At 65.8% G+C, this 21,253-nt stretch carries 11 protein-coding genes; 3 read left to right on the forward strand and 8 right to left on the reverse strand.

Annotated elements, in window-relative coordinates; translation table 11 throughout:
* Positions 1-47: 47 nt before the first annotated feature.
* From G4L39_RS12430 to G4L39_RS12455, 6 genes are all read right to left on the reverse strand, one after another.
* The gene (locus G4L39_RS12430) at positions 48-902 is read right to left on the reverse strand and encodes a PEP-CTERM sorting domain-containing protein (RefSeq protein ID WP_165108536.1); all 855 of its coding nucleotides are present in this window, start codon (positions 900-902) and stop codon (positions 48-50) included.
* Between the two features lie 156 nt (positions 903-1,058).
* Positions 1,059-2,384 (reverse strand): glycosyl hydrolase family 28 protein, encoded by a 1,326-nt coding sequence (locus tag G4L39_RS12435; protein WP_165108538.1) that lies wholly within the window; start codon positions 2,382-2,384, stop codon positions 1,059-1,061.
* A 40-nt stretch (positions 2,385-2,424) separates the two neighbouring features.
* Positions 2,425-3,588, reverse strand: coding sequence for an AraC family transcriptional regulator (locus G4L39_RS12440; RefSeq protein ID WP_165108540.1), 1,164 nt, complete (start codon positions 3,586-3,588; stop codon positions 2,425-2,427).
* A 205-nt stretch (positions 3,589-3,793) separates the two neighbouring features.
* Positions 3,794-4,660, reverse strand: a complete 867-nt coding sequence (locus tag G4L39_RS12445) for an SDR family oxidoreductase (RefSeq protein ID WP_165108543.1) — start codon at positions 4,658-4,660, stop codon at positions 3,794-3,796.
* Between the two features lie 9 nt (positions 4,661-4,669).
* On the reverse strand, positions 4,670-5,941 hold the full coding sequence (locus G4L39_RS12450) for a nickel-dependent putative hexonate epimerase (RefSeq protein WP_165108545.1): 1,272 nt from the start codon (positions 5,939-5,941) through the stop codon (positions 4,670-4,672).
* Positions 5,942-6,117: 176 nt separating this feature from the next.
* A complete protein-coding gene (locus G4L39_RS12455; protein ID WP_165108547.1) occupies positions 6,118-9,096 on the reverse strand; it encodes an alpha-L-rhamnosidase-related protein in 2,979 nt (992 codons plus the stop codon).
* A gap of 416 nt (positions 9,097-9,512) precedes the next feature.
* Here G4L39_RS12455 and G4L39_RS12460 point away from each other — a divergent pair, with 416 nt between their 5' ends.
* On the forward strand, positions 9,513-10,574 hold the full coding sequence (locus G4L39_RS12460) for a 3-keto-alpha-glucoside-1,2-lyase-like domain-containing protein (protein WP_240893990.1): 1,062 nt from the start codon (positions 9,513-9,515) through the stop codon (positions 10,572-10,574).
* A gap of 266 nt (positions 10,575-10,840) precedes the next feature.
* Here the strand turns inward: G4L39_RS12460 and G4L39_RS12465 are convergent, their stop codons facing one another.
* Positions 10,841-14,743 carry an ATP-binding protein gene (locus G4L39_RS12465; RefSeq protein ID WP_165108549.1) on the reverse strand — a complete coding sequence of 1,301 codons (3,903 nt, stop codon included), beginning with the start codon at positions 14,741-14,743 and terminating at the stop codon, positions 10,841-10,843.
* 600 nt (positions 14,744-15,343) lie between these two features.
* On the opposite strand from G4L39_RS12465, the gene G4L39_RS12470 reads away from it, so the two are divergent.
* Together G4L39_RS12470 and leuA are read left to right on the forward strand one after the other, a co-directional pair.
* Positions 15,344-16,534 (forward strand): Gfo/Idh/MocA family protein, encoded by a 1,191-nt coding sequence (locus G4L39_RS12470; RefSeq protein ID WP_165108551.1) that lies wholly within the window; start codon positions 15,344-15,346, stop codon positions 16,532-16,534.
* Positions 16,535-17,001: 467 nt separating this feature from the next.
* Entirely contained in the window at positions 17,002-18,663 is a 1,662-nt protein-coding gene (gene leuA, locus G4L39_RS12475) for a 2-isopropylmalate synthase (RefSeq protein WP_165108553.1), read from the forward strand.
* 93 nt (positions 18,664-18,756) lie between these two features.
* On the opposite strand, the gene ligA is transcribed toward leuA, so the two are convergent.
* The gene (gene ligA / locus G4L39_RS12480) at positions 18,757-21,192 is read right to left on the reverse strand and encodes an NAD-dependent DNA ligase LigA (protein ID WP_165108555.1); all 2,436 of its coding nucleotides are present in this window, start codon (positions 21,190-21,192) and stop codon (positions 18,757-18,759) included.
* Between the last annotated feature and the right edge of the window lie 61 nt (positions 21,193-21,253).

The following is a 21,253-nucleotide window of genomic DNA, read 5'->3' on the forward strand; positions in this document are numbered from 1 at the left end:
GGTGGGACCCGCGGAGGGGCGTTGTACCGACCATGCCTCAACCAACCTCAACCCTGACGAATCCGGCGCCCTTGCCAGAGCGCCAGAAATCCGAGACCGATGAGGGCGGCGGTTGCGGGTTCGGGCACCACCACGGACGCCCATGATGTGCCGATGCGCACGTCATCCAGGGCGTAGGTGCCGCCGCCGTTATAGGGGCCGGCGGTGCGGACGGTGAAGTGGAACGCATGAATGCCGGTGTCATCGGAGCCGACGGTTGTGGCGATGGTGGGGGTTGGAACGTTACTTTCGTCCGCGCCGAACGAGCTGGCGGGCGGGTTGACCCAGAGGGCCAGTTCGTCGTTGTTGGCACCGTCGACGTATTTGTAGCGCCAGACCAGCAGGTAGGTTTGGCCGATGGTGAGGGGATCGGCGGTCCAGGCGACGTCGTTGTTTGCCACCTTGGCGATGCCCAGTTTCAGGTCGGTGCCGACGAACACGCCGGCGGACGGTGTGAACCCGCCGCCGCCGACGCTGTCGCGGTAGGCGCTGAGCAGGCGCGGGTTGCCTTCCGGGCCGGCGTCCACTCTGAGGAGGTAGGATACGTAGAGGCTGCCCAGGTCGGCCCAGTTGGCCAGGGAGTTGGCATCAGGTGCGATCACGACACCGCGGTCCCGGTTGGAGGTGGGTATTCCTTGGGACAACAACCCTTTACCGCCCAGGGACGGCAGGCCGGGGAAGGTCAATGCCGCGCTGCTATCCACGGTGGCCGAGCCGGTGCCGGTGCTGTTGCCAACGGTCCAGATATCGCCGCTGCTGCCGCTGGTGCCGAGCCTTTCACCTTCGGGGTAGTCGAACCCGTCGGCGAAGGGCAGGGGCACGCCGGAGGTCGTCCGGGTGCCGAGTGCCAGGCCGATGGCCATGGCCATGAGGATGGACGAGGTGCACGTTTTCATGGGTCGCGATTCAGGTTTGCCGGTTTTGCTTCAGGGACATTGTAAGCCGGCCGGGGGACGTGTCATTGATGAAGATTTGCACGGCACCTTGAAAAAAAGGCATGGGTGGCGACCGGGCGTGGTTCAGGGCAGGCCGGTGCCGGTGGCGTCGCGGACGATGATGGGGTTGCCGCGGTTGGGTCGGATGGTGACGTTTTGGAGGTTGATGTTGCGGACGTGGCGGAGCTCGAGGCCGGTGCGGGTGGCGGTGATGTGGAGGTTTTCGAGTTGGACGTTTTCGATGGGGGCTTCGGGCAGGCCGATGATGAGGCCGGCGTTTTCGTAGCAGGAGGCGGTGAGGTTGCGGAGGAGGATGTTGCGGTATTTCGGGGTTTCGGGGGTGACGGGTTGGGCTGTGTCCTCGGTGGGGATGCGGGGGTAGTAGGCGGTGAAGGTGATGGCTCGTTCGACGTTGGTCATCCGGATGTCTTCGTAGACGAGGTCTTCGACGGGGCCGCCGCGGCCGCGGTGGGATTTGATGCGGATGCCGTTTTCGGTGTTTTGGAAGGAGCAGCCGCGGACGAGCAGTCGGCGCACGCCGCCGACGGTTTCGCTGCCGATGGAGAGGCCGTGTCCGCGGAAGAACCGGCAATGGACCACGGTGATGTCTTCCGAGCCGAACGGGCGGTCTGGGAGGCGTCGGCCGGATTTGATGGCGATGTTGTCGTCGCCGACGTCCATGAGGCAGTTGGTGATGACGACGTGGCGGCTGAGGCTGGGGTCGATGCCGTCGGTATTGGCGGCTTGTTCGGGGGCGAGGACCTTGACGTTTTCGATCCGGACGTTTTCGCATTCGACCGGGACGAAGTGGAAGGTGGGAGCGTTTTGGAGGGTGATGCCGCTGAGCAGGACGTTACGGCAGCGGGTGAGGACGATGAGGCGGGGTCGGGGCAGGGTGTAGCCGGGTTGGCGGCGCCGGGCTTCCTCGGCGGCGGGCCACCAGACGTCGCCGGAGCCGTCCACGGTTCCCTGGCCGGTGATGGTGATGTTGGTGAGGTTCTGGCCGCTGATGAGGGGGAGGAAATCGCTGCTGCTTTTGGCCTGGAGCCAGTCACCGGGTTCTTTCATGAAGTCGCGGCGTTCGCGTGTGGCGCGGAGGGTGGCGCCTGCTTCGAGGAGGAGGGTGATGTGGCTGTGGAGGGTGAGTGGCTGGCAGAGGTAATCGCCGGGGGGCACGCGGACCAGGCCGCCGCCGGCGGCGGCGCAGGCGTCCAGGGCCTGTTGGATGGCGCGGGTGTCGAGGGTACGCCCGTCGCCCCGGGCGCCGTAGTCCCGGACGTTCCATTCTTGCGGGGGTCCGGGGGTTGCGGGGGCGGGTTGGATGAGAATTGTGAGGAGGAGCAGGGCGATGAGGGCGGCGGGTGGCCGGGTTGGGTCGGGTGCGGGTGGGTGGCAGGTGCTGGTTTTCACGGGTTTCCGGCTTTGGTGTGGGTTGTGGATGGGTTTGGGTTTATTTGGCCAGGCTTTCCCGAAACTGTTTGGGGGACATGCCGACGGCGTGTTTAAAGGCGACGCAGAAGCTGTTGGTGCTCTGGTACCCGCAGGCGCGGGCGATGACGTCGAGTTTGTCGTCGGTTTCGGCCAGGAGTTTACGGGCGCGTTCGATTCGGACGCGGTGGAGTTCCTGGCCCGGGGTACGGCCGAGGTGTTCGACGAAGGCCTTGTGGAGTGCGCGGCGGGACATGGCGGCGACCTCGACGAGGTCTTTCACGGAGATGGGTTCGTGGCTGTGTTCCCAGATGAAGCGGAGGCTGCGGGCGACGCCGGGGTGAGGGACGGCGAGGAGGTCGCTGCTTTTGCGGACGACGACGCCGGCGGCGGGGATGCGGATGGGTTTGGTGGGTGGTTTGCGGCCGTTCATGAGTTGGTCGAGGAGTTCGGCGCCGCGGTAGCCGAGGAGTTCGAGGTTGGTATCGACGCTGGAGATGGGGGTTTGCATGGCGTCGGGGGCCAGGAGGTAATTTTCGGCGCCGCAGATGGCGACTTCATCGGGGACTTTGAGGCCGGCGAACTCGCAGGCTTCCAGGACGTCGAGGGCGTGCTGGTCATTGGCGGCGAAGACGGCGACGGGTTTGGGGGCGCGCCGGAGTTTGGTGGCCAGCCAGAGGCGTTTGCGGGACCATTGTTCGCGGTCCTGGCGGAACCAGGAGGATTCGTACCATTTGAGCCAGAGGCAGGAGTATCCGGCCTCGGCGAGGGCGGCCTGGAAGCCCTGGCCGCGTTCTTCGTAGGACCAGTTGGGGGAGTCGCTGTAGAAGATGAAGTTTTTGAAGCCGCGGGAGAGGAAATGTTCGGCGACGAGTTGGGCGGCGTGGGCGTGGTCTTCGAGGACGCGGGGGAACCGGAGGTGGGGGCGGCGGTAGCTGAAGTCCACGGTGGGCTTGTTCAGGCGTTCGACGAACTCGGCCAGTTCGTCCCAGGCTCCGAGCCAGGCGAGGACGCCGTCGCCCTCCCAGCCCCAGGGCAGGACTTTTTCGCGGGCGAGGTTGGCGGAGAGGGACCAGCCGTGTTCCTCGGCGTATCGTTCGATGCCGCGGTGGAGGCGGTAATCGTACCAGCCGAGCGCGACCAGGACGCGCCGCGAGCGTTTATCGCGTTTTGTGCCGTGTTTCATGGCCGCTGTCCCGGGAGGTGGTTCCGGATGGTTCCGGCGCCCGTAGGGGGTGGCCTCTGTGCCCCAGGGGGCCGGAGACAGCCGGACCGGTTGAGAGGGACCGTTCCGGGACCGGCTGGCGTGGTGGGCCGGGGCCGGTGACGGTCCGACTCGTGGTTGAATGTGCCCGGGCCGGGGGGACACGGCAAGACCCGGCTGAGGGGTTTCAGACGCCGCTGAATGCGGCGAAGCCGCCGTCCACGGGCACGACGACTCCGGTGACGAACCCGGCGGCTTCGTCGCTGACCAGCCAGAGGAGGGTGCCGATGAGGTCGCAAGGTTCGCCGAACCGGCCCATGGGTGTATGGGCGAGGATGGTGCGGGCCCGGGGCGTCCAGGTGCCGTCGGGTTGGAGCAGGAGCGAGCGGTTTTGTTCGGTGACGAAGAAGCCCGGGGCGATGGCGTTGACGCGGATGCCGACCTTGGAGAAATGGACGGCCAGCCACTGGGTAAAGTTGCTGACGGCGGCCTTGGCGGCGGAGTAGGCCGGGATTTTGGTCAGGGGCCGGAAGGCGTTCATGGACGAGATATTGATGATGACGCCGCGGCCTTTGGCGGCCATTTCGCGGGTGAAGGCCTGGGTGGGGAGCAGGGTGCCGAGGAAGTTGAGGTTGAAGACGAACTCGACGCCCCGGGGGTCGAGGTCGTAGAAGGTAACGACCTCTTTTTGGGCTGCCTGGAGGTCTTCGGGTCGGAGGTGTTCGAAGGTTGTGGTGCCTTTGGGGTGATTGCCGCCGGCGCCGTTGATGAGGATGTCGATGGGGCCGAGTTGGCGTTTGACGGTTTCGTTGGCGGCGGCGAGGCTGTCGGGTTGGAGGACGTCGCATGCCACGGCCAGAGCGGTGCCGCCTTCCTGTCGGATGAGTGAGGCGACGGTTTCGGCGGCTTCTTGTTTGAGGTCGGCGACGGCCACGCGGGCGCCGCAGGCGGCCAGAGCGCGTGCCATGACGCTACAGAGGACACCGCCACCGCCGGTGATGAGGGCCACACGATCTTGCAGGTTGACGTGGAATGGAAGTTGTAGGTTTGCCATAAACCGGGTTCAAGCGAAGCGACCGCGCCAGGCCCAGAGGCCCAGTGCGGGGTTGGAGATGAAAAAGACCTTTTCGCCGTCGGGTAAGGTGTTCCAGCCGTCGCGGAGGCGGTCGGGCGGATACCGTTGGAGCATGGTGTTGAGGTCGGCGTATTCGAAGCCGACGCCCTCGATTTCCCGGCGGGAGAGGTGTCCGGGGCAATAGATGATGCGGAAGCGGCCTTCGGAGCTGCCGTGGATGAGGTGGGCGGCGGCGCTGAGGTTGGCCTGGAGTTCGGGTTGTTCGCGGACGGCCCGGAGGGTGGCCGGGGTGCCGCGGTACCCGTATTTGCGGATGAGCCGGTCGATTTCCGGGTCTTCACCGAACTCGCGCAGGCCGGGTGCCAGGACGATGAGTTCGCCGCCATCGGCCATGGCCATGCGGGTGCGGTAGATGCTTTTGTTGCCGAGCCAGGTGCTTTTGAACTCGGCGGGGTCGAGGTAGACCACCACTTTGCGCAGGGGTTCATCGACCATTTCGAAGTTGACCCGGAGTGAGAGGGCGGCGGCTTTTTCGAATCCGGAACGGTCGTCGCTGATGAAGAGGCCGCGGATGTGGAGGCGGCCGTCCTCGCCGCGGCTGACGACGGTGTGGATGTAGACGACGGGCAGGTGTTTGAGGAAATGTTCGGAGGCGTAATCGAGGATGCGGCGGACGGGGGTGTCGGCCCGACCCATCATGCGTTCCATGCCGTAGGCGGCGCCGATGAAGTGGCTTTTGTTGATGCCCTCGGCGCCGCCGGTGCCCACGAAGAGGTTTTTGTTGTAGCTGGCCATGCCGATGACCTCGTGGGGTACGACCTGTCCGATGGAGAGGACGAGGTCGTGGTTGCCTTCCCAGATGAGGCGGGCCAGTTGGGCGGGCCAGGCGAAGTCGACGGCGCCTTCGGAGACCTGGCGGACGAATTCGGCCGGGACCTCGCCGATGGTGACGACGCCGGTGCGCCAGTTGTGGACCCGGAAGAGTTCGGGCGGGACCCCGGCGTACATTTCGGCGATTTGTTGGGGGGTCATGGGGCTGTGCGTGCCTAGGGCGGGCAGCACGTCGACCAGGCGCGGTCCGTAGTATTCGTAGACCAGGCGGGTCAGGAGACCTGCTTGGGAGTGGAAGCGGGTGAAATCCGGCGGTACCACTAGGACGCGCCGGCGCGGACCGAGACGGTCCAGCGCGGCGAACAGTGCCTGGCGCAGTTCCGGTTCGGTCAACCTGGCCGTGGCTGATCCCAGTTCGCAGTACAGCATGTGAGCACCCAAAAAGCTTCGATAGTGCCCAGCCTACACGGGATGGGCGTTGGGAAAAATGACGATTTTGTGCTCGGCACCCGTGGATTTTTGCACGGTGGTTTGGGGGTGGTGGCCGGGGCGGGTGCGGGGCTGTGGCGGGCGGTTTGCGGGGTGCGGCGGCGGCCGGCCCGGATTTACCGGCCGGTGTCGGCCCCGGACCATTCCCTGCCATTGACGATGATTTTCAGGCCTGCGTGGGACGGGTTGGGTTGGAAGGTGGCCTTGACGCCGGGCGGCACGGTGTAGTGGACGGTGAGGGTGGAAGCGTCGCGGCGCCAGGAGACCTCGACGGGCCCGCGGATGGTGGCGGTGCGGCCCTCGGCCCAGGTGAGGTCGAACAGGCGCGGGCTGATGATGACCTCGGAGGCGCCGGGGGCGGCGGGTTGGATGCCGAGTATGAGTCGGTTGAGGTAGTAGACGGGTGCGGAGGACCATGCGTGGCAGTGGCTGCGGGTGGGGAATCGGCCGCCGCCGGTGGTGCCGGTGGGGAAACTTTCCCATGCGGTGGTGGCTCCGGCCTCGAGCATGGGCAGGTAATGCCGATAGATTTCGGCGAGGATGAGGTCCTGGAGGCCGAGTTTTTCGAGGGCCTCGTAGAGGTAGAGTGCGGCGAAGGGGGAACCTACGAGGACCATGTCGGGGGGTGGATTGGTGAGGTTGCGGATGGCGGCGGCGCGTTGTTCGGGTGGGACGACGTCGAAGAGGAGGGCCAGGAAACTGGTGTGTTGGCTGATGACGGGGCTGAGGGAACCGTCGTCGTGGAGGGCGTCGGCGTAGGCGCCGCGTTGGGGCAGCCAGAGCCGCTGGATGCCGCGGGTGAGGCGGTTGCGCCACTGGTGGAGCTCGGGGGTGTGGGTGGAATCGCCGAGGACGTCGGCGGTGCGGAGGGCGGCGTCGATGGCGCCCGCCATGAGGAGGGAGTTGTGGAGGACGGTTTGGCGGTTTTGATCGAGGTTGACCCAGTCAAAGAAGTTCCAGAACGGCGCGGAGAACAGGTCCTGGTTGTTGAGGAACCGGGCTGCGCCCTGGAGGTTACGGATCATGGCCGGGTAGGTCTGTCGGAGCCAGTCGCGGTCGCCGGTTTCCCAGTAATAGTCCCAGGCGGCGATGCCCCAGAGGAAGCTCCAGGCCGGGATGAGGACGTCCCAGGAGGAGGGTGTCTGGCAACCGGCGATGGGGAATCGCTCGAGGGACTCTGCGGTGAGGCGGATGCAGCGACGGGCCAGGTCGTGGGCACCGAAGATGCCGTAGGCGAAGAGGGCTTCGTTGCGTGCGTCACCGACCCAATGGGTTTGTTCGTAGAGCGGGCAATCGGTGAAGGTGTCTTCCATGCAGAGTTTGAGGGTGCGGGCGGAGATGTTCCAGATTTCGGTGAGGCGCGCGTCGCTGCAGCGGAAGGCGCCGCGGTATTCGACGGGGTAGGTGGCTTCGACGATGCCGGCGTAACGGATGCGGACGGGGTTGTGGAAGTTGCGCAGGGTGAGGAAGACGTATCGGCCGGAGCGACGCTGGACGGAGGTGTATTGGTTGCGGCCGGCGCGGGTGATGTAGCGCAGGGCGTTGCGGTTGCCCCAGGACCACTGGATGCGTCCGTCGGGTGCGATGTATTCGACGGCGGCCATGTCCACGATCACGCCCGGGTCCGCCTGGAGGTCGAAGGTCCAGTAGCCCACCCGTTGTTCGCCGAGGTCCAGGAGCAGTTCGACGTCGCCGCGCGGGCCGGGGTGGATGACGGTGGTTTCGGCGTTGTCGTGGAGCATGGCGGCGGGGTGCTCGAGGGTGACGGGGGTGTCTTCCAGGATCTGGCGGGACGGGAACCGCCAGAAGATGTCTTCAACGAACATGGTTTCCGGCGGCAAGGTTTTGCACCGGGTTCCCAGCGTCTCGCGGAGGCGCGGGATGTTGGTGACGGTTTGGAGCCACCGATCGGTTTGTTCCTCGTAGGAGCGGGCCAGCCGGGCCAGGTGCGGGTCGAGATCGCTGAATTGCACCCAGAGCAGGTCGTTGGTGGCGTGGGCGAATTCGGGGAGCTCGATGAAGACCCACGGGTTGGGGGCCCGGGGATCGAGCGGATTGACCAGTTGATACCCTTCGGGTTCGAGGAACCGGACGGCTTTTTCCTTGTCGTGACCGAAGAGGCGGCGTGGGAAGCCGAGCAGGAGATGTTGTCCGGGGGCCAGTTCCAGGTCACCTTCCACGGGCCGGCCGTTGAGGGAGAGTTTCATGCCCTCGTTTCGGATGCGGGCGCGGGTGGGTTGGCGGACTTCGAGGAGGGTGGCCATGCCGAAGCCGCAACTGGTGTGGTGGTTGGCTTCGATGAGGCCGGGGTTGACGAGTCGGGCGGCCGGCACGCAGAAGTTCCAGCCTTCGGCCCGGACGGTGCGGGCGTGGAGGAGGGTTTTGAATGCGGCCGGTGTACGGGTCAGCAGGGCGACGTCGCGGGGGCGCAGGTCCTGCCATGGGCCGCCCGTGGCGGGAAACAACACGCGGGCCGGTCGGAACCGGAGGGGTTCGGCCTCGCGTGCATCGAACCATTCGCAGGGTCCCATCTGAATGCTGATTTTCGGCGTGCGCGGCAGCAGGGCGGGGAAGAGGGCCACTTCCCAGGACCGGTCGGTGCCGAGGGTGAGGGTTCGACCCGAAGCGGTTTGGAGGTCGAGTTGGGCCAGCAAACCGGCCTGTTGGGGGATGCGGTGGAAATCGCCGACGCCGAAGTACCGTGCCAGGACGCGGATTTCGTTGGGGCCGGGTTGGAGGTACGGTGTGACGTCCAGGACGTCGTACTGGTAGTGGTTGGGCCAGCTTCGGCACGGGCCGTCGTTGACCCATGTGCCGTTGATCCAGAGCCGGTACCAGCTGTCTGCGGTGATGCGGAGGGTGGCGCGCCGGACGGGTTCGAGTCGGACCGTTTTGCGGGCGAGGATGGCCTGGTTGTACGCGTGAACGTCACCGTCGCGGGCCCAGATCCATTGAGCCACCCACGGTTGGTCCGGACCGGGTGCGGTTGCGTGAGCCTGTGGCTGAACGGGTGGCGTGGGGGCGGCGATGAGGGTGGAGCTGCAGCCCAGCAGGGCGAGGAGGAACCGGAGGAGTTGGATCGGCCCGCGTTGCATGGGCCCATGTAGGCCCGGGTTTCCCGGCGGGTCAAGCCCGACCGTGCACCTGATGATGGCGTTGATCTGCCCCGAAGGGGATATGGTCGGTTCCGGGGGGCGTTTGAGGGAACCGATTGCCCTGCTCCATTGGGTTCAAAGGGGGCACGAGAACATCATGGCTCCGGTTCAGCGGGCATTAGGACGAGGTTGAGTGGTGGTGGGGTTTGGCGCGGGGCGGGTTGCCGGTGGATGTTTTGTTGGCGGGGGCCTGGTTTCGGGAGGGGTTGGGGGGCGTCGGGGTTTGCGACTTAACCGGCGCAGGGCGGATTTGCGCGGCACGGGCGGCTTGTCGTGGGGCCCGCTGCCGGTTAGGCTCCGGGGTGCGGGCTTGGAATGGGTCCGGGCCCGAACAGAACCGCTCAACCGAGGACGTCATGAAACCATCACGTTTGTTGTTTCCGGGGTTTGTTCTGGGGATGGGAGTTTTGGGGTGGTGCTCGGCGGTGGGGGCCGAGTTTCCGCCGAGCGGACCGGATCCGCGGTGGATTCCGCACGACCGGACGCGGCCGCGCCCGCCGGTGATTGTGCCGGCGACGCCCAGCACGCAGGCCGAGCCGGGTCGGCCTCCGTCGGATGCGGTTGTGTTGTTTGACGGGAAGGATTTGTCGGCGTGGTGTGCGATGGACGGTTCGCCCTCGAAGTGGGTGGTGCGGGATGGTTACATGGAATGCACGCCGGGCAGTGGTTATATACGGACCCGTCGGTGTTTTGGGGACGTGCAGCTGCACCTTGAATGGGCGGCGCCGGCCAAGCCGCAGGGGTCGGGTCAGGGCCGGGGCAACAGCGGCCTGTTTTTCGGGTTGGATCGCTACGAGGTTCAGATTCTGGACTCGTACGAGAACGAGACCTATGCGGACGGCCAGGCCGGGGCGATTTACGGGCAGTATCCGCCGCTGGTGAACGCCTCGCGCCCGCCGGGCGAATGGCAGACCTATGATGTGGTTTATCTGGCGCCGCGGTTTGACGGGGAGGGCCGGCTGGTGAGCCCGGCGCGGTTGACCGTCTTTCACAACGGGGTGTTGATTCACTACCATGTGCCGCTGACCGGTCCGACCCAGTGGATCAACCGTCCCCCGTACGGTGCGCATCCGGAGAAACTGCCGATCAGCCTGCAAGACCACGGGAATCCGGTCCGGTTCCGTAACATCTGGGTGCGCGAGTTGGGGCCGCCCTCGAAGCCGGAGTACATGTTGTCGCGAAGTTTGCTGGACCGGTACGCGGGCCGGTACGACCAGCTCACGATCAGCCGCGAGGGGGACCATCTGGTGGCGCGGATCGGGGGTGAATCAGTGGTTTTGTACGCCGAGTCGGAGACGAAGTTTTTTGGGAAATCCACGGACTTGCAGATCGAGTTCAAGCCCGGTCCGGACGGTGAGGTGAACGAGTTGATCTGGTCGGTGGGTGAGGGGGCCAATCGCGCGACACGGCGTCGGTAGGATTGGGACTCGTTTTGTGAGCCGGGTTTGGGCCGGTCCGGCCGCGCTGGCGGCGGGTTGGAGGGGTTTTGGTGGGTTGGGCGCGGCGCCGGGCCGGCGGGTTCCACGGGTTGGTTGAACCTGCAAGTGCCGCGGCGGTTGGTTTGGTTCCGGCTGCTGTGGACCGTGGGTGGTTGTGGCGGCTTTGCGGTCGCAGAGATGGGGCTGCGGGGCCGGCGGTGGCTGCGCCCTTTTGAGGAGTGTTGGGCGGTGGGGGAGCCTTGTTGTCAGGCGGTGGTGTTTTCGGCGGTTTTGGTGGCTGTGGGGGTGCCTGGAGTTTGACCGTCCAGACAGGCACGCACGGCGGTGGCGAGCCTGGTGGGTGTGAATGGCTTGGGTAGAAATGCGCCGGGCAGTTGGTTGATTTCACTGCCGACGACCTCCTGGCTGTAACCGCTGGAGAAGAGCACCTTGAGGTCGGGCCGGTCCTTTCGGAGCTCGGCCACCAGTTGGGTGCCGCTGATTCCGCCGGGCATGACCATGTCGGTGATCACCAGGTCGATCTGGTTGCGGTGTTGTTTCCAGAGTTGCAGTGCCTCGCGGCCGTTGGCGGCGGCGAAGACCTGGTAACCGAGCCGGCGCAGTCCATTGGTGAGCATGACGCGCAATGGGGCTTCGTCTTCGACGGCGAGGATGGTTTCTTTGCCGCGGGGCACGCTTTGGGGCTGGTCCGTCCGGGCGGCGCTCTTGCGCGGCGCGGGTTGCAGGGCCGGGAAGTAGATGCGGAAGGTGCTACCCTTGCCGGGCTGGCTTTCGACTTCGATCCAGCCGTTGTGTTGTTTGACGATGCCGTAGACGGTGGCCAGGCCGAGCCCGGAGCCCTTGCCGAAGGGCTTGGTGGTGAAGAAGGGTTCGAAGATGCGTTGGAGGGTTTCCGGGTCCATGCCGATTCCCGTGTCGGTGACCGTGAGGCAGACGTGACGGCCCGGCACGGCATCGGCCCAGCGTTGGAGGTGTGTGTCGGTGATCTCCGTGGTTTCGGTTCGAACGATGAGGGCCCCGCCGTTGGGCATGGCATCGCGGGCGTTGACGGCCAGGTTGACGATGACCTGTTCGAGCATGCCCGGGTCGGCGTGGATGGGGGCGAGGGCGGGGTCGAGCTGCAGGACCAATTCGATGTGCTCACCCAGGAGGCGACGGAGCATTTTGACCATGTCATGGACCACCTCGTTGAGGTTGGTGGGCCTGGCCTGCATGATTTGTTTGCGGCTGAAGGCCAGCAGTTGGCGGGTGAGATTGGCGGCGCGTGTGGCAGCCTGCTGGATTTCCTGGACGGAATCGCGCACGGCGGCCGGCAGGTTTTCCTCGGAGAGGAGCAAACCGGTGTGGCCCAGGATCACGGTCAGGACGTTGTTGTAATCGTGGGCGACGCCGGCTGCCAGTTGACCGACCGACTCCAGACGCTGCATCTGGCGGAGTTGCCGTTCCAGTTGCCGGCGCTCGGACAGGTCGCGGCCGATGCATTCGAATCCCACGAGCTCGCCGTTGCGGTGGAGGGGCTGCGGATGCAGTTCCAGGATACGTTCCCTGCCGTTCCGAGGGGCCAGGCGGACTTCGAAGGGTGCGCAGGGCCGGTTCTCCCGGAGGGTGCGCAAGGCCTGTTCCCATCGGGGCCGATCCTCCGGGTGGATGAGCTCGGCGAAGCTTGTGTTGTGGAGGGTTTCCCGTGGTTGATCGAATGCCTTTTCGGCCGCGCGGTTCACGGCGGTGAGGCGGCCGTTGAGGTCGAGCATCAGGACGGCGTCGCCGGCGTTTTCGAACAGGTCTTCGTAGCGTTGCTTCAGTTCGAGCCGGGCACGGAACTGTTCCTCCAGTTGTTGGGTTTGCGCCCGGACCTTGCGTCGGAGGGTCAGGCTCCAGGCCAGGCCCAATGCTGCGGCCGTGGCCGTGACTGCGCCGATCCAGGCCAGATGCTGTCGCGTCAGCCAGGGCGGTTCGGAGACCAGGCGCAGATCGGCCGTGGCGGCGGTCATGATGCGGACCGATCGCGGTCGTCCCCATTCGTCGGTTTGGCGCCGGCAGACGCCGGTGACGGCCACCTGGCTGCCTGGTTTCCATGCGGCGAGGGATTTGGCTGCGCGCTCGGGGAGGTAGACGTGGAGCAATTGGCCGGCGTCGTCCAGCAGCAGGTACGGACGGCCCGATGTGGCCTGGTTTTCGACGAGCGTGCCCTGGACCATGACGCGGCGGGCCTCAAGTTCAGGGCTGAGCAGGGCCGTGGCCGTGGCCTTGATGGGGTCGGGCAGAGGCCCCTTGCCGATGACGCGGGCCTTTGCCTGTTCCATGGTGGCCGATCCGATTCCTGCGGTGGGGAAGCCCAGGATCTCGACCTGATCACCCGGGCCGGGAACAGGCTCCGGCACCTGCAGCCACAAACCGCCGGTGCCATCTTCCACGGCCATCCATCCGTTGGTTTGGGCGAAGGTGACCACGGCGCGAATTTTGGTGAGAGCCGGCGCACTCCGGCGACCGGGCGCGGTGAGGAGTTCCCGGATGGGGGTGACGGGGCGATCCCAGGGGTCCCGCGGCACCGGTTCCTGGAACTCGAGGAATGTTTCGCCGGGGATGTGCAGGGTGACGCCGGTCAACTGGCGCAGGGCGTTGAAGCGGGAGCCCACCACGCCCCGGGCCCGGACTTCCAATCCGATCCACGCCTCGGGAACCGGCCGCTCACCCCACCCGGGGATCCATGCCTGGATTCCGCTGCGGGGCGTATGCAATTCCAATTCGAGGTTGGGTCCGACGCGGCGTGCGGCCCGGATTTGGGCCTGGAGTTCGCACCATGTGGCGTCGAGCAATCCTGAGAACAGGGACAGTTCCCGTGCCGGAGCGGGGCGGAGGGGCTCGCCGTGGCCCAGCAAGGTAACCCTGGCCTGTTCAATGACCGGCGCATAGCCTCCGGGGCCGGTGACGCCCTGGACCCGAACGCGGTCGCCCGGGCGCAGGGGTGCCGGTGGTTCGGCGCATTGGACGTAAATGCCGGAGTCCTCTTGTTGGACGAACAACACCCCCCAGTTGGGGTCGTGATAGGTGACGACGGCTTCGAGAAGGACGGGGGCACGGGCGGAGGCTTGTTCCGGTGTCAGGGCACGGATTTCTGCGATGGAGCGGAAGACGCGGTTGGTGGGAGCGCCGTCGGTTGGGAGGGAGGGCTCGCGGAGGCGGAACACGGCTTCTTCCAAGCGGACCTCGTTGGTTCCGTGGAGAACCGGGAATCCTGCGGCCTCAACCCGGCTGCCATTGGTCAGGACGAGGGGGAGGGTACTTTGCACCAGGATCCGGCCGGTTCCGTCGGAGAGGACGAACGATTGGCCGACCACCTGATCGTAGGCGCGGCCCCGAACGCGCCGGAGGGAAAGCACCTGTTTCTGGTTTAGGGTGGCCTGGAGCCCGGCGACCGTGCTGATGGGCGCTTCAAATGGGTCTTCGGGCGTGGCCAGCACAACCTGGACGTCCTCCAAGCCCTTGACAAGAACTTCCAAGGGAAGCAGGCCTTCGCCCTTTTGGCTGCTGGGGACCCGCAGTCCGATCACCCGAATCGTGTCATAGAGCAAGGGCGTGAGCGTCTCCGGAGGGGCTTGTCGGAGGTAAACGCGCAGGCGGCCCACGCCCGTGTCCAGGAGGATCATGCCCCGTTGACCGGCCCAGGACTCAACCGCACGAGCCACGCCTCCAATGGAGATCCGCTTGAGGTCGTTCAGGTTGTTGGTCAGTTGATGCCACGGCAACTGGACCGGGTCGGGTAACCGGCCCGGGCCCAGCACCTCCACGTACATCTGCGCGATGCGACGGCTGTTGCCCGACAAGTAGGTGGTGCCCGTGACACGGACGCGGTCGCCGGCCCCGCAACCGTTGAGGTCTCCGGTGGGCTCGAGGAAGGTGGCCCCGGTTTCGTCCTGCAAGTAGAACAGCCGCCAATCCGGGTCCTCGTAGAGTACGACCCCTTCCAACCGGACCGGCAGACCGTGAGCGAATTCTTCGATCGGCACGGAATAGAATTGCAGGACCGAGGTGATCGGGGCGGGCGGGTTGGGCCCGTTTCCGGCATCGGCCCGGTGCCATGACCCCAACCAGAGGATCAGAGCGCACGCCAGCGGTCTGACCCGGTCGTGAAAGCTGCAGCTCTTCATGCGCACGTCCGGCGGTTGGCCCTCGCTTGCGAGGTCCAAGCCCGTTCATCGGCTGAATGCGGGAAAACTTGAGCCCTTCAAGCCGGTTTTTGGGGGCCGGGTAGGGCTCGTTGGTTTCAAAAGGGGTGGCAAGAGGGTGGGCCCGGGGGGGGTCCGGCCGTTGGGGGAGCCGGGTGGGACGGGGCATGCCATGTGCCTGAGGGAGGGTCAGTTTCGGGGTGACTGCTCGGGCGGGGCTGTGTCGAACCGGCTGCCAAAGGACCGGGCAAGGAGAGCACGGGCGGCGGGGACCGGCTGTGCGGTCGGGGTCACGGCGCGGCCGTGGGAGACAGGCGCGTGGTGGGTTGAAGGCTGAGAGGTCCTCGAGCTTGGGGACCGGCCGGGTCGGGCGAGGGGGTGTATCCGGCTGGTTGGGTTTGGCGGGGTTGGTTGGGATTGGCGGGGTGATGGGTCGGGGATTTGCGGTGTTTTTTCGAAAAGGCTTGGCAGGGGCGGCGGACACGGTTTTACTCTGGGCCGGGGCACGCGGTCGGAGCCTGGGAACCCCGGACCGCGGCCGTCCCAAGCCAAACCAATCACCAGCAAACCAACCAATTGCTTATGTCAAAGAGACCTCTGAATGTCGGCCTGGTCGGTGGTGGACGCGGCGCGTTCATCGTCCATCCCCATCAGCGAGCGATCAACATGGACGGCACCCGGCGGGTCACGGCCGGGGCGTTGTTCCCGGATCCGAAGATTGCGTTGGAAGAGGCAGCGAACTGGGCCTATCCCATTCGCGGCTACGGCTCCTACGACGAGATGATCGCGGCCAATGCCTCGTTACCGGACGAGGAGAAGCTGGACTATATTTTGATCGTCACGCCGAATCATGTGCATTTTGACCCGGCCATGAAGGCGTTGAAGGCCGGGATTCCGGTGTTTTGTGAAAAGCCGCTGTGCCTGAATCTCAAGGAGGCCAACGCCCTGGTGAAGGAGGTGCGGAAGCGTAACATCCCGTTCGGCGTGGCCCACACGTATTTGGGGCACTGGACGACCCGGCTGTCCCGGTTCATTGTGCGCAGCGGTCTGATCGGCGAGGTTCGCTGGGTGGACAGCTACTACCTGCAGGGCTGGCTGGCCACGAAGCTGGAGGCTACGGGTCAACAACAGGCCTCGTGGCGGGTGGACCCCAAACGGGCCGGCGTTTCAGGCTGCGGAGGCGACATCGGGACGCACGCGCTGATGCATCTGCGGTATGTCACCGGTCTGGAGGTGACGCATGTCAGTGCGCAGCTGGAGACCTTCGTGGAAGGGCGTCCTTTGGACGACCATTTCACGGTCTATTGCCGGCTCAACAACGGTGGCAAGGCCCTGGTCCGGGCCTCGCAGATCTGCATCGGCCACAAGAACGATCTCGGCATCCTGATCGCCGGGACGAAGGGCACGGTGGAATGGCGTCAGGAGGAGCCGGAGAAACTGGTGGTGTACCTGAACGGGCAACCCGACCGGGTGTATTGGCGGGGTGCGGTGACGCCGGGCGACGGGTTCCTGCCCAAGGATATGCCGGCGGATCTGCTGGCCGAAGTGACCATTCCCAGTGGGCATCCCGAAGGGTTCCACGACGCCTTTGCCCGGTTGCACCGCTGTTTTGAGGCGGATGTGCGGGCGTGGAAGGAGGGCAAACCGTTCCAGTGCGACGGGTCCAAGTACGCCAATGTCGAGGACGGCTGGATGGGGATTGCCTTCCTTGAGACCTGCGTCAAGAGCAGCAAGAACAAGGGCGCCTGGACGGCCATGCCCAAGAAGATCTGAGCGCCGTGGAGTTGCGACGGCCCGTGACCGGGGTGGGTTGCGGGCCGTTTTTCTTTTCGATGCATGCGGGGCGGGTGCCGGTCCGGGTTCGGTTGGTCGGGCGATTCCGGGCATTCGGTTGGGGTGGGGTTGGCCCGGGTTGCAGCCCTGCGGCTGAGCGGGCGTGGGGGTGCTGTCGGCCGGTGCCCTGTCCCCGGGTCCGGCGCGGGGCCGGAACCCGGGGGGCGCTTGTTGCATGCGCGGGAAAAAGCGTTTGACCCGCGGGGCGGGATGCGACTACTTTTGCCGCGGTATGAATGGTTGGCTGAACCTGCTGCTGTTGTCGGGCGCGCTGCGTGGCCGCGGCGCGGCGGCAGGGTTTTGAGTTTTCCGAATGATGGAATTTCGATGAAACCCCGCTGCCGCCCGGCAGCGGGGTTTCCGTTTTCCCGTTGACCGGAGCCCGGCAGCCCAACTTTGAACGAGCCATGTTGAAAGAACCCTGGACCAAGTATCAGCCGTTTCCGCCGGTGCATTTGCCGGATCGCCAGTGGCCGAACCGTGTGCTGACGCGCGCGCCAATCTGGTGCAGCGTGGACCTGCGCGACGGCAACCAGGCGCTGGCGATTCCGATGAACGTCAGCCAGAAGCTGGAGATGTTTCACACGCTGGTGAAGATCGGGTTCAAGGAGATCGAGGTGGGGTTCCCCTCGGCCTCCAACACCGAGTTCACCTTTAACCGGCGGTTGATCGAGGAGAATCGGATTCCGCCCGATGTATGGATTCAGGTGTTGGTGCAGGCGCGGGAGGACCTGATCGAGCGGACGATCGAATCGCTGGTGGGCGCGCGGCGGGTGATCATTCACATGTACAACTCCACCTCCCCGGCGCAGCGCCGCGTGGTGTTCAACATGACCAGGGACCAGATCATCCAGATGGCCATGCGGGGCGCCCGGATGATCAAGGAACGCCTGCCGCGGCTCAAAGGAACCGAGGTCCGGTTCCAGTATTCGCCGGAGAGTTTTTCCGCCACCGAGGTTGAATTTGCCAAAGAGGTGGCCGAGGCGGTGATGGAGGTGTGGCAACCGACGCCGGAGAACAAGATGATTTTGAACCTGCCGGACACGGTGGAGGTGGCCATGCCCAACGTGTACGCCGACCAGGTGGAGTGGATCTGCCGGAACATCCGCAACCGCGAGTCGCTCATCATCAGCGTGCACACGCACAACGACCGTGGGACCGGCACGGCCAAAACGGAGCTGGCGTTGCTGGCCGGGGCGGAGCGGGTGGAGGGCACGTTGTTCGGCAATGGCGAACGTACGGGCAACCTGGACATTGTGACCGTGGCGCTGAACATGTACATGCACGGGATCGATCCCGGGCTGGACTTCAGCGACATCAACCGGTTGCGGGAGGTGTACGAGCGTTGCACCGGGATGACAGTGCCGCCGCGGCATCCCTACGCCGGCGAGCTGGTCTTCACCGCCTTCAGCGGATCGCATCAGGACGCCATTCGCAAGGGCCTGCGCGAATGGAACGAAGGCCGGCGACAGTATTGGGATGTGCCCTATCTGCCGATTGACCCGCGCGACATCGGTCGCCAGTACCGGGAAGTGATCCGCGTCAACAGTCAGTCCGGCAAGGGCGGCGTGGCCTACCTGTTGGAGAACGAGTATGGGATCGAGCTGCCGAAGGAATTGCAACGCGAGTTTGGTCCGATTGCCAACGACGAGGTGGACCGTCTCGGGCGCGAGGTGAGCGGCGCGGAATTGAAGGCGATGTTCTGGCGGGAGTATGTGGAGCGGACGGAGCCCTGGGAACTGGTCAATTTCGAGTCGCACGGCCGGGACGGCAAGGTCGAGTGTGTGGCGCACCTGAAGCGGAATGGGGAACCGGTGGAGGTGCGCGGGCAGGGGAACGGACCGCTGGCGGCGCTGGTGCACGGGTTGGTGGCCAGCGGTGTGCCGCGGTTTGAAATTGTGCACTACAGCGAGCACGCCCTGAGTGCGGGGGAGGAGGCCAGCGCCATTGCCTACATCCAGATCCGGTTCCATGACGGGCGGACCCGTTGGGGCGCGGGCGTGGACACCAACATTGAACTGGCGGGCGTGCGCGCGGTGTTAAGCGCCCTCAACCGCGCGTCGGATTGAGCCCCGGGGTCGAACCCGGTGCGGGGGACCTGACCCGGCGGGGCCTTTTCGGCCGGCGGGGAATCGGCAGGTGTCCGGGGCCGGTTGGTGGGGTTAGAACAGCTCCGGCTGCGCGGTGCCGCCGCCCGGGCCCGGCCGGGACGTTGGATGGGCGTTCTCCAGGACACCGGCCTCGATGAGGAGTTTGCGGAAGGCCGCCTCGTCCAGAACCGGCACGCCGAGGGCCCGTGCTTTGTCGAGTTTGGATCCCGGGCTTTCGCCCGCGACGACATAGTCGGTGTTTTTGCTCACCGAACTGGCGACGTGGCCGCCGGCCTTGCGGATGAGTTCGGAGGCTTCCTCGCGGGTCCAGGCGGCGAGGGTGCCGGTGAGGACAAAGGTTTTGCCGGCCAGAGGTCCCTGGCCGGAGGCGGTTCGGGCGCCGCGGGGGTGAATCTTTAGGGCCCGGAGTCGTTCCAGGACCCGCCGACCGGTTGGGGAAGCGAAGTAATCGAGCACGCTGCGTGCGGCCACGGGTCCCACCCGGGTGACGAAGGCGGGGAATCCCCCTTCACTCCGTGCGGCCGGGCGCGCGAATCCGGCTTCGACGAGTTCCTTGCCGATGCGTTCGGCCTCGCGGCGGAGGGCTTCGTACTGTTCGGCGCGGCGCCGGAATTCCGTCCCGGTTTGGGGCGGGTTTTTGCGGGAATTCGGGTTGACCGTTTCGGCCTGGCGTGCGATTTCCTCGAGCCGTACCACGCCCTGGAGAAGGCGGGAACGGGCGACGCTTTCGAGGTCTTCGTGGAAGGAGGCGATGTCGTGGGCGGTGACCTCACCCACGTTGGGGATGGCCAGGGCGAAGAGCCAGCGGGCGAGCGGGAGTGACCGTGCCCGTTCGAGCGCTTCGAGGACCTTGCGGGCGTTTTTTTCGCCGAACACGCGCGGGGCTTCGGCGGTGCCGAGGTTGAGTCGGGCCAGGTCCTCCAGCTTCAGCTCGTAGAGGTCGAGTGGTTCGTCCACAAGACCGCTTTCGATCAGCTTCTCCGCCACGATGCCGCCGATGCCCTCGATGTCGAGGGCCTTGCGCTGGGTGAAGAATTCCAGGCGACGGATTTTCTGGGCGGGACAACCCGCCACGTTTTGGCAGCGCCAGGCCACCTCCTGTCCTTCGCCGGTGGCGATAGGTTCCTTGGCGATGGGGCCGCCGCAGGCCGGGCAGCGGCCGCCGACGAACTCGTACAGGTCGAAGGGCCTGGTGCCGGGCGGCCGTTTGCTTTTGACCACCTCAACCACCTCGGGAATCACCATGCCCGCCTTGCGGATCACCACGGTGTCGCCGATGCGGATGTCTTTGCGCCGGATTTCGTCCTCGTTGTGGAGGGTGGCGCGGGAGATGGTGGAACCCTGGACGAACACGGGTTCCAATTCCGCCACCGGGGTGAGCACGCCCGTGCGGCCCACCTGCACGGTGATGCCTTTGAGAACGGTCTCGGCCGGTTCGATCCAGTGGATGGGCTTGTGGACGATGGCGTAGCCGGGGGCACGGGCCCTGGCCGGGATGCGCGGCCAGAGGGTCATGTCGTTGACCTTGATGACGATGCCGTCGATTTCGTAGGGCAGCCGGGTTCGCAGGTCCCTTGTCTCGTCGTAGTTGGCCACGACCTCGCGGTGGTAGACCTCCAAAAGATGTTCCATGTCGCGGCACAGCCACCAGCAAGGTTGGGTGGGCAATCCGAACCGGCGCAGGGTTTCAAGGACCTCGGCGTGGGTGCGGAACTCGACGCCCTCGCAATGGCCGACGCCGTAAAAGACGGCGCGCAGCGGTCGCCGGGCCACCTGACGCGGATCCAGGAGTTTGAGAGTGCCCGCGGTGGCGTTGCGGGCATTGGGGAAGGGCTCTTCGCCGGCGCTCTCCAACTGCCGGTTCAACGCCTCGAAATCCTTCTGGGCCATATAGGCCTCGCCCCGGACCTCCAGGTAGGGGGGCGGATCCTTGACGGACAGGACCAGCGGAATGGAACGGATGGTTCGCAGGTTGGCGGTGATGTCGTCCCCGGTGGAGCCGTCGCCGCGGGTGACACCGAGCACGAACCGGCCGTTTTCGAAATGCACGCTGATGGAGACACCGTCCACCTTGGGTTCGAGCACGTACTCGAGCCGGTCCACGCGCAACTGCTTGCGGAGGTTGAGGTCCCAGGTGCGGAGTTCGTTCAGCGTGTTTTGGTCCTGGCGCTGTTTGCGGCGGGCGTCGTCCGGTTCCTCGGCCCGGGTGGGGTGGTCCGCGGGCCGGATTTTTTCGAGGGAGAGCATGGGGACACGGTGGCGCACGCGCCGGAACCCTTCCAACGGTTCACCGCCCACGCGTTGGGAGGGTGAATCCGGTGTGACCAGCTCGGGGAACTGTCGCTCGAGGTCCAGCAGTTCCTGGAAAAGCCGGTCGTATTCGCGGTCGCTGATGATGGGGCGCGCCTCCACGTAGTAGGCGTGGTCGTGCGCCCGGATTTCCCGGACCAACTGGGCGTGTCGTGCACGGGCTTCTGCGAGCGTCATGGTTGCGGGAATGTAGTGGGGGCCATCTTGTCGGGGGTCAAAGTTGCGCCGGGGACGATGC

This window comes from Limisphaera ngatamarikiensis (genome assembly GCF_011044775.1).
Taxonomy (GTDB): domain Bacteria; phylum Verrucomicrobiota; class Verrucomicrobiia; order Limisphaerales; family Limisphaeraceae; genus Limisphaera; species Limisphaera ngatamarikiensis.

Bases quoted from the DNA above. Each gene is read 5' to 3' on its own strand.
- G4L39_RS12430 (WP_165108536.1), bottom strand. From the start codon at position 902: ATGGCCATCGGCCTGGCACTCGGCACCCGGACGACCTCCGGCGTGCCC.
- G4L39_RS12440 (WP_165108540.1), bottom strand. From the start codon at position 3,588: ATGAAACACGGCACAAAACGCGATAAACGCTCGCGGCGCGTCCTGGTC.
- G4L39_RS12445 (WP_165108543.1), bottom strand. From the start codon at position 4,660: ATGGCAAACCTACAACTTCCATTCCACGTCAACCTGCAAGATCGTGTG.
- G4L39_RS12450 (WP_165108545.1), bottom strand. From the start codon at position 5,941: ATGCTGTACTGCGAACTGGGATCAGCCACGGCCAGGTTGACCGAACCG.
- G4L39_RS12455 (WP_165108547.1), bottom strand. From the start codon at position 9,096: ATGCAACGCGGGCCGATCCAACTCCTCCGGTTCCTCCTCGCCCTGCTG.
- G4L39_RS12460 (WP_240893990.1), top strand. From the start codon at position 9,513: ATGAAACCATCACGTTTGTTGTTTCCGGGGTTTGTTCTGGGGATGGGA.
- G4L39_RS12465 (WP_165108549.1), bottom strand. From the start codon at position 14,743: ATGAAGAGCTGCAGCTTTCACGACCGGGTCAGACCGCTGGCGTGCGCT.
- G4L39_RS12470 (WP_165108551.1), top strand. From the start codon at position 15,344: ATGTCAAAGAGACCTCTGAATGTCGGCCTGGTCGGTGGTGGACGCGGC.
- leuA (WP_165108553.1), top strand. From the start codon at position 17,002: ATGTTGAAAGAACCCTGGACCAAGTATCAGCCGTTTCCGCCGGTGCAT.
- ligA (WP_165108555.1), bottom strand. From the start codon at position 21,192: ATGACGCTCGCAGAAGCCCGTGCACGACACGCCCAGTTGGTCCGGGAA.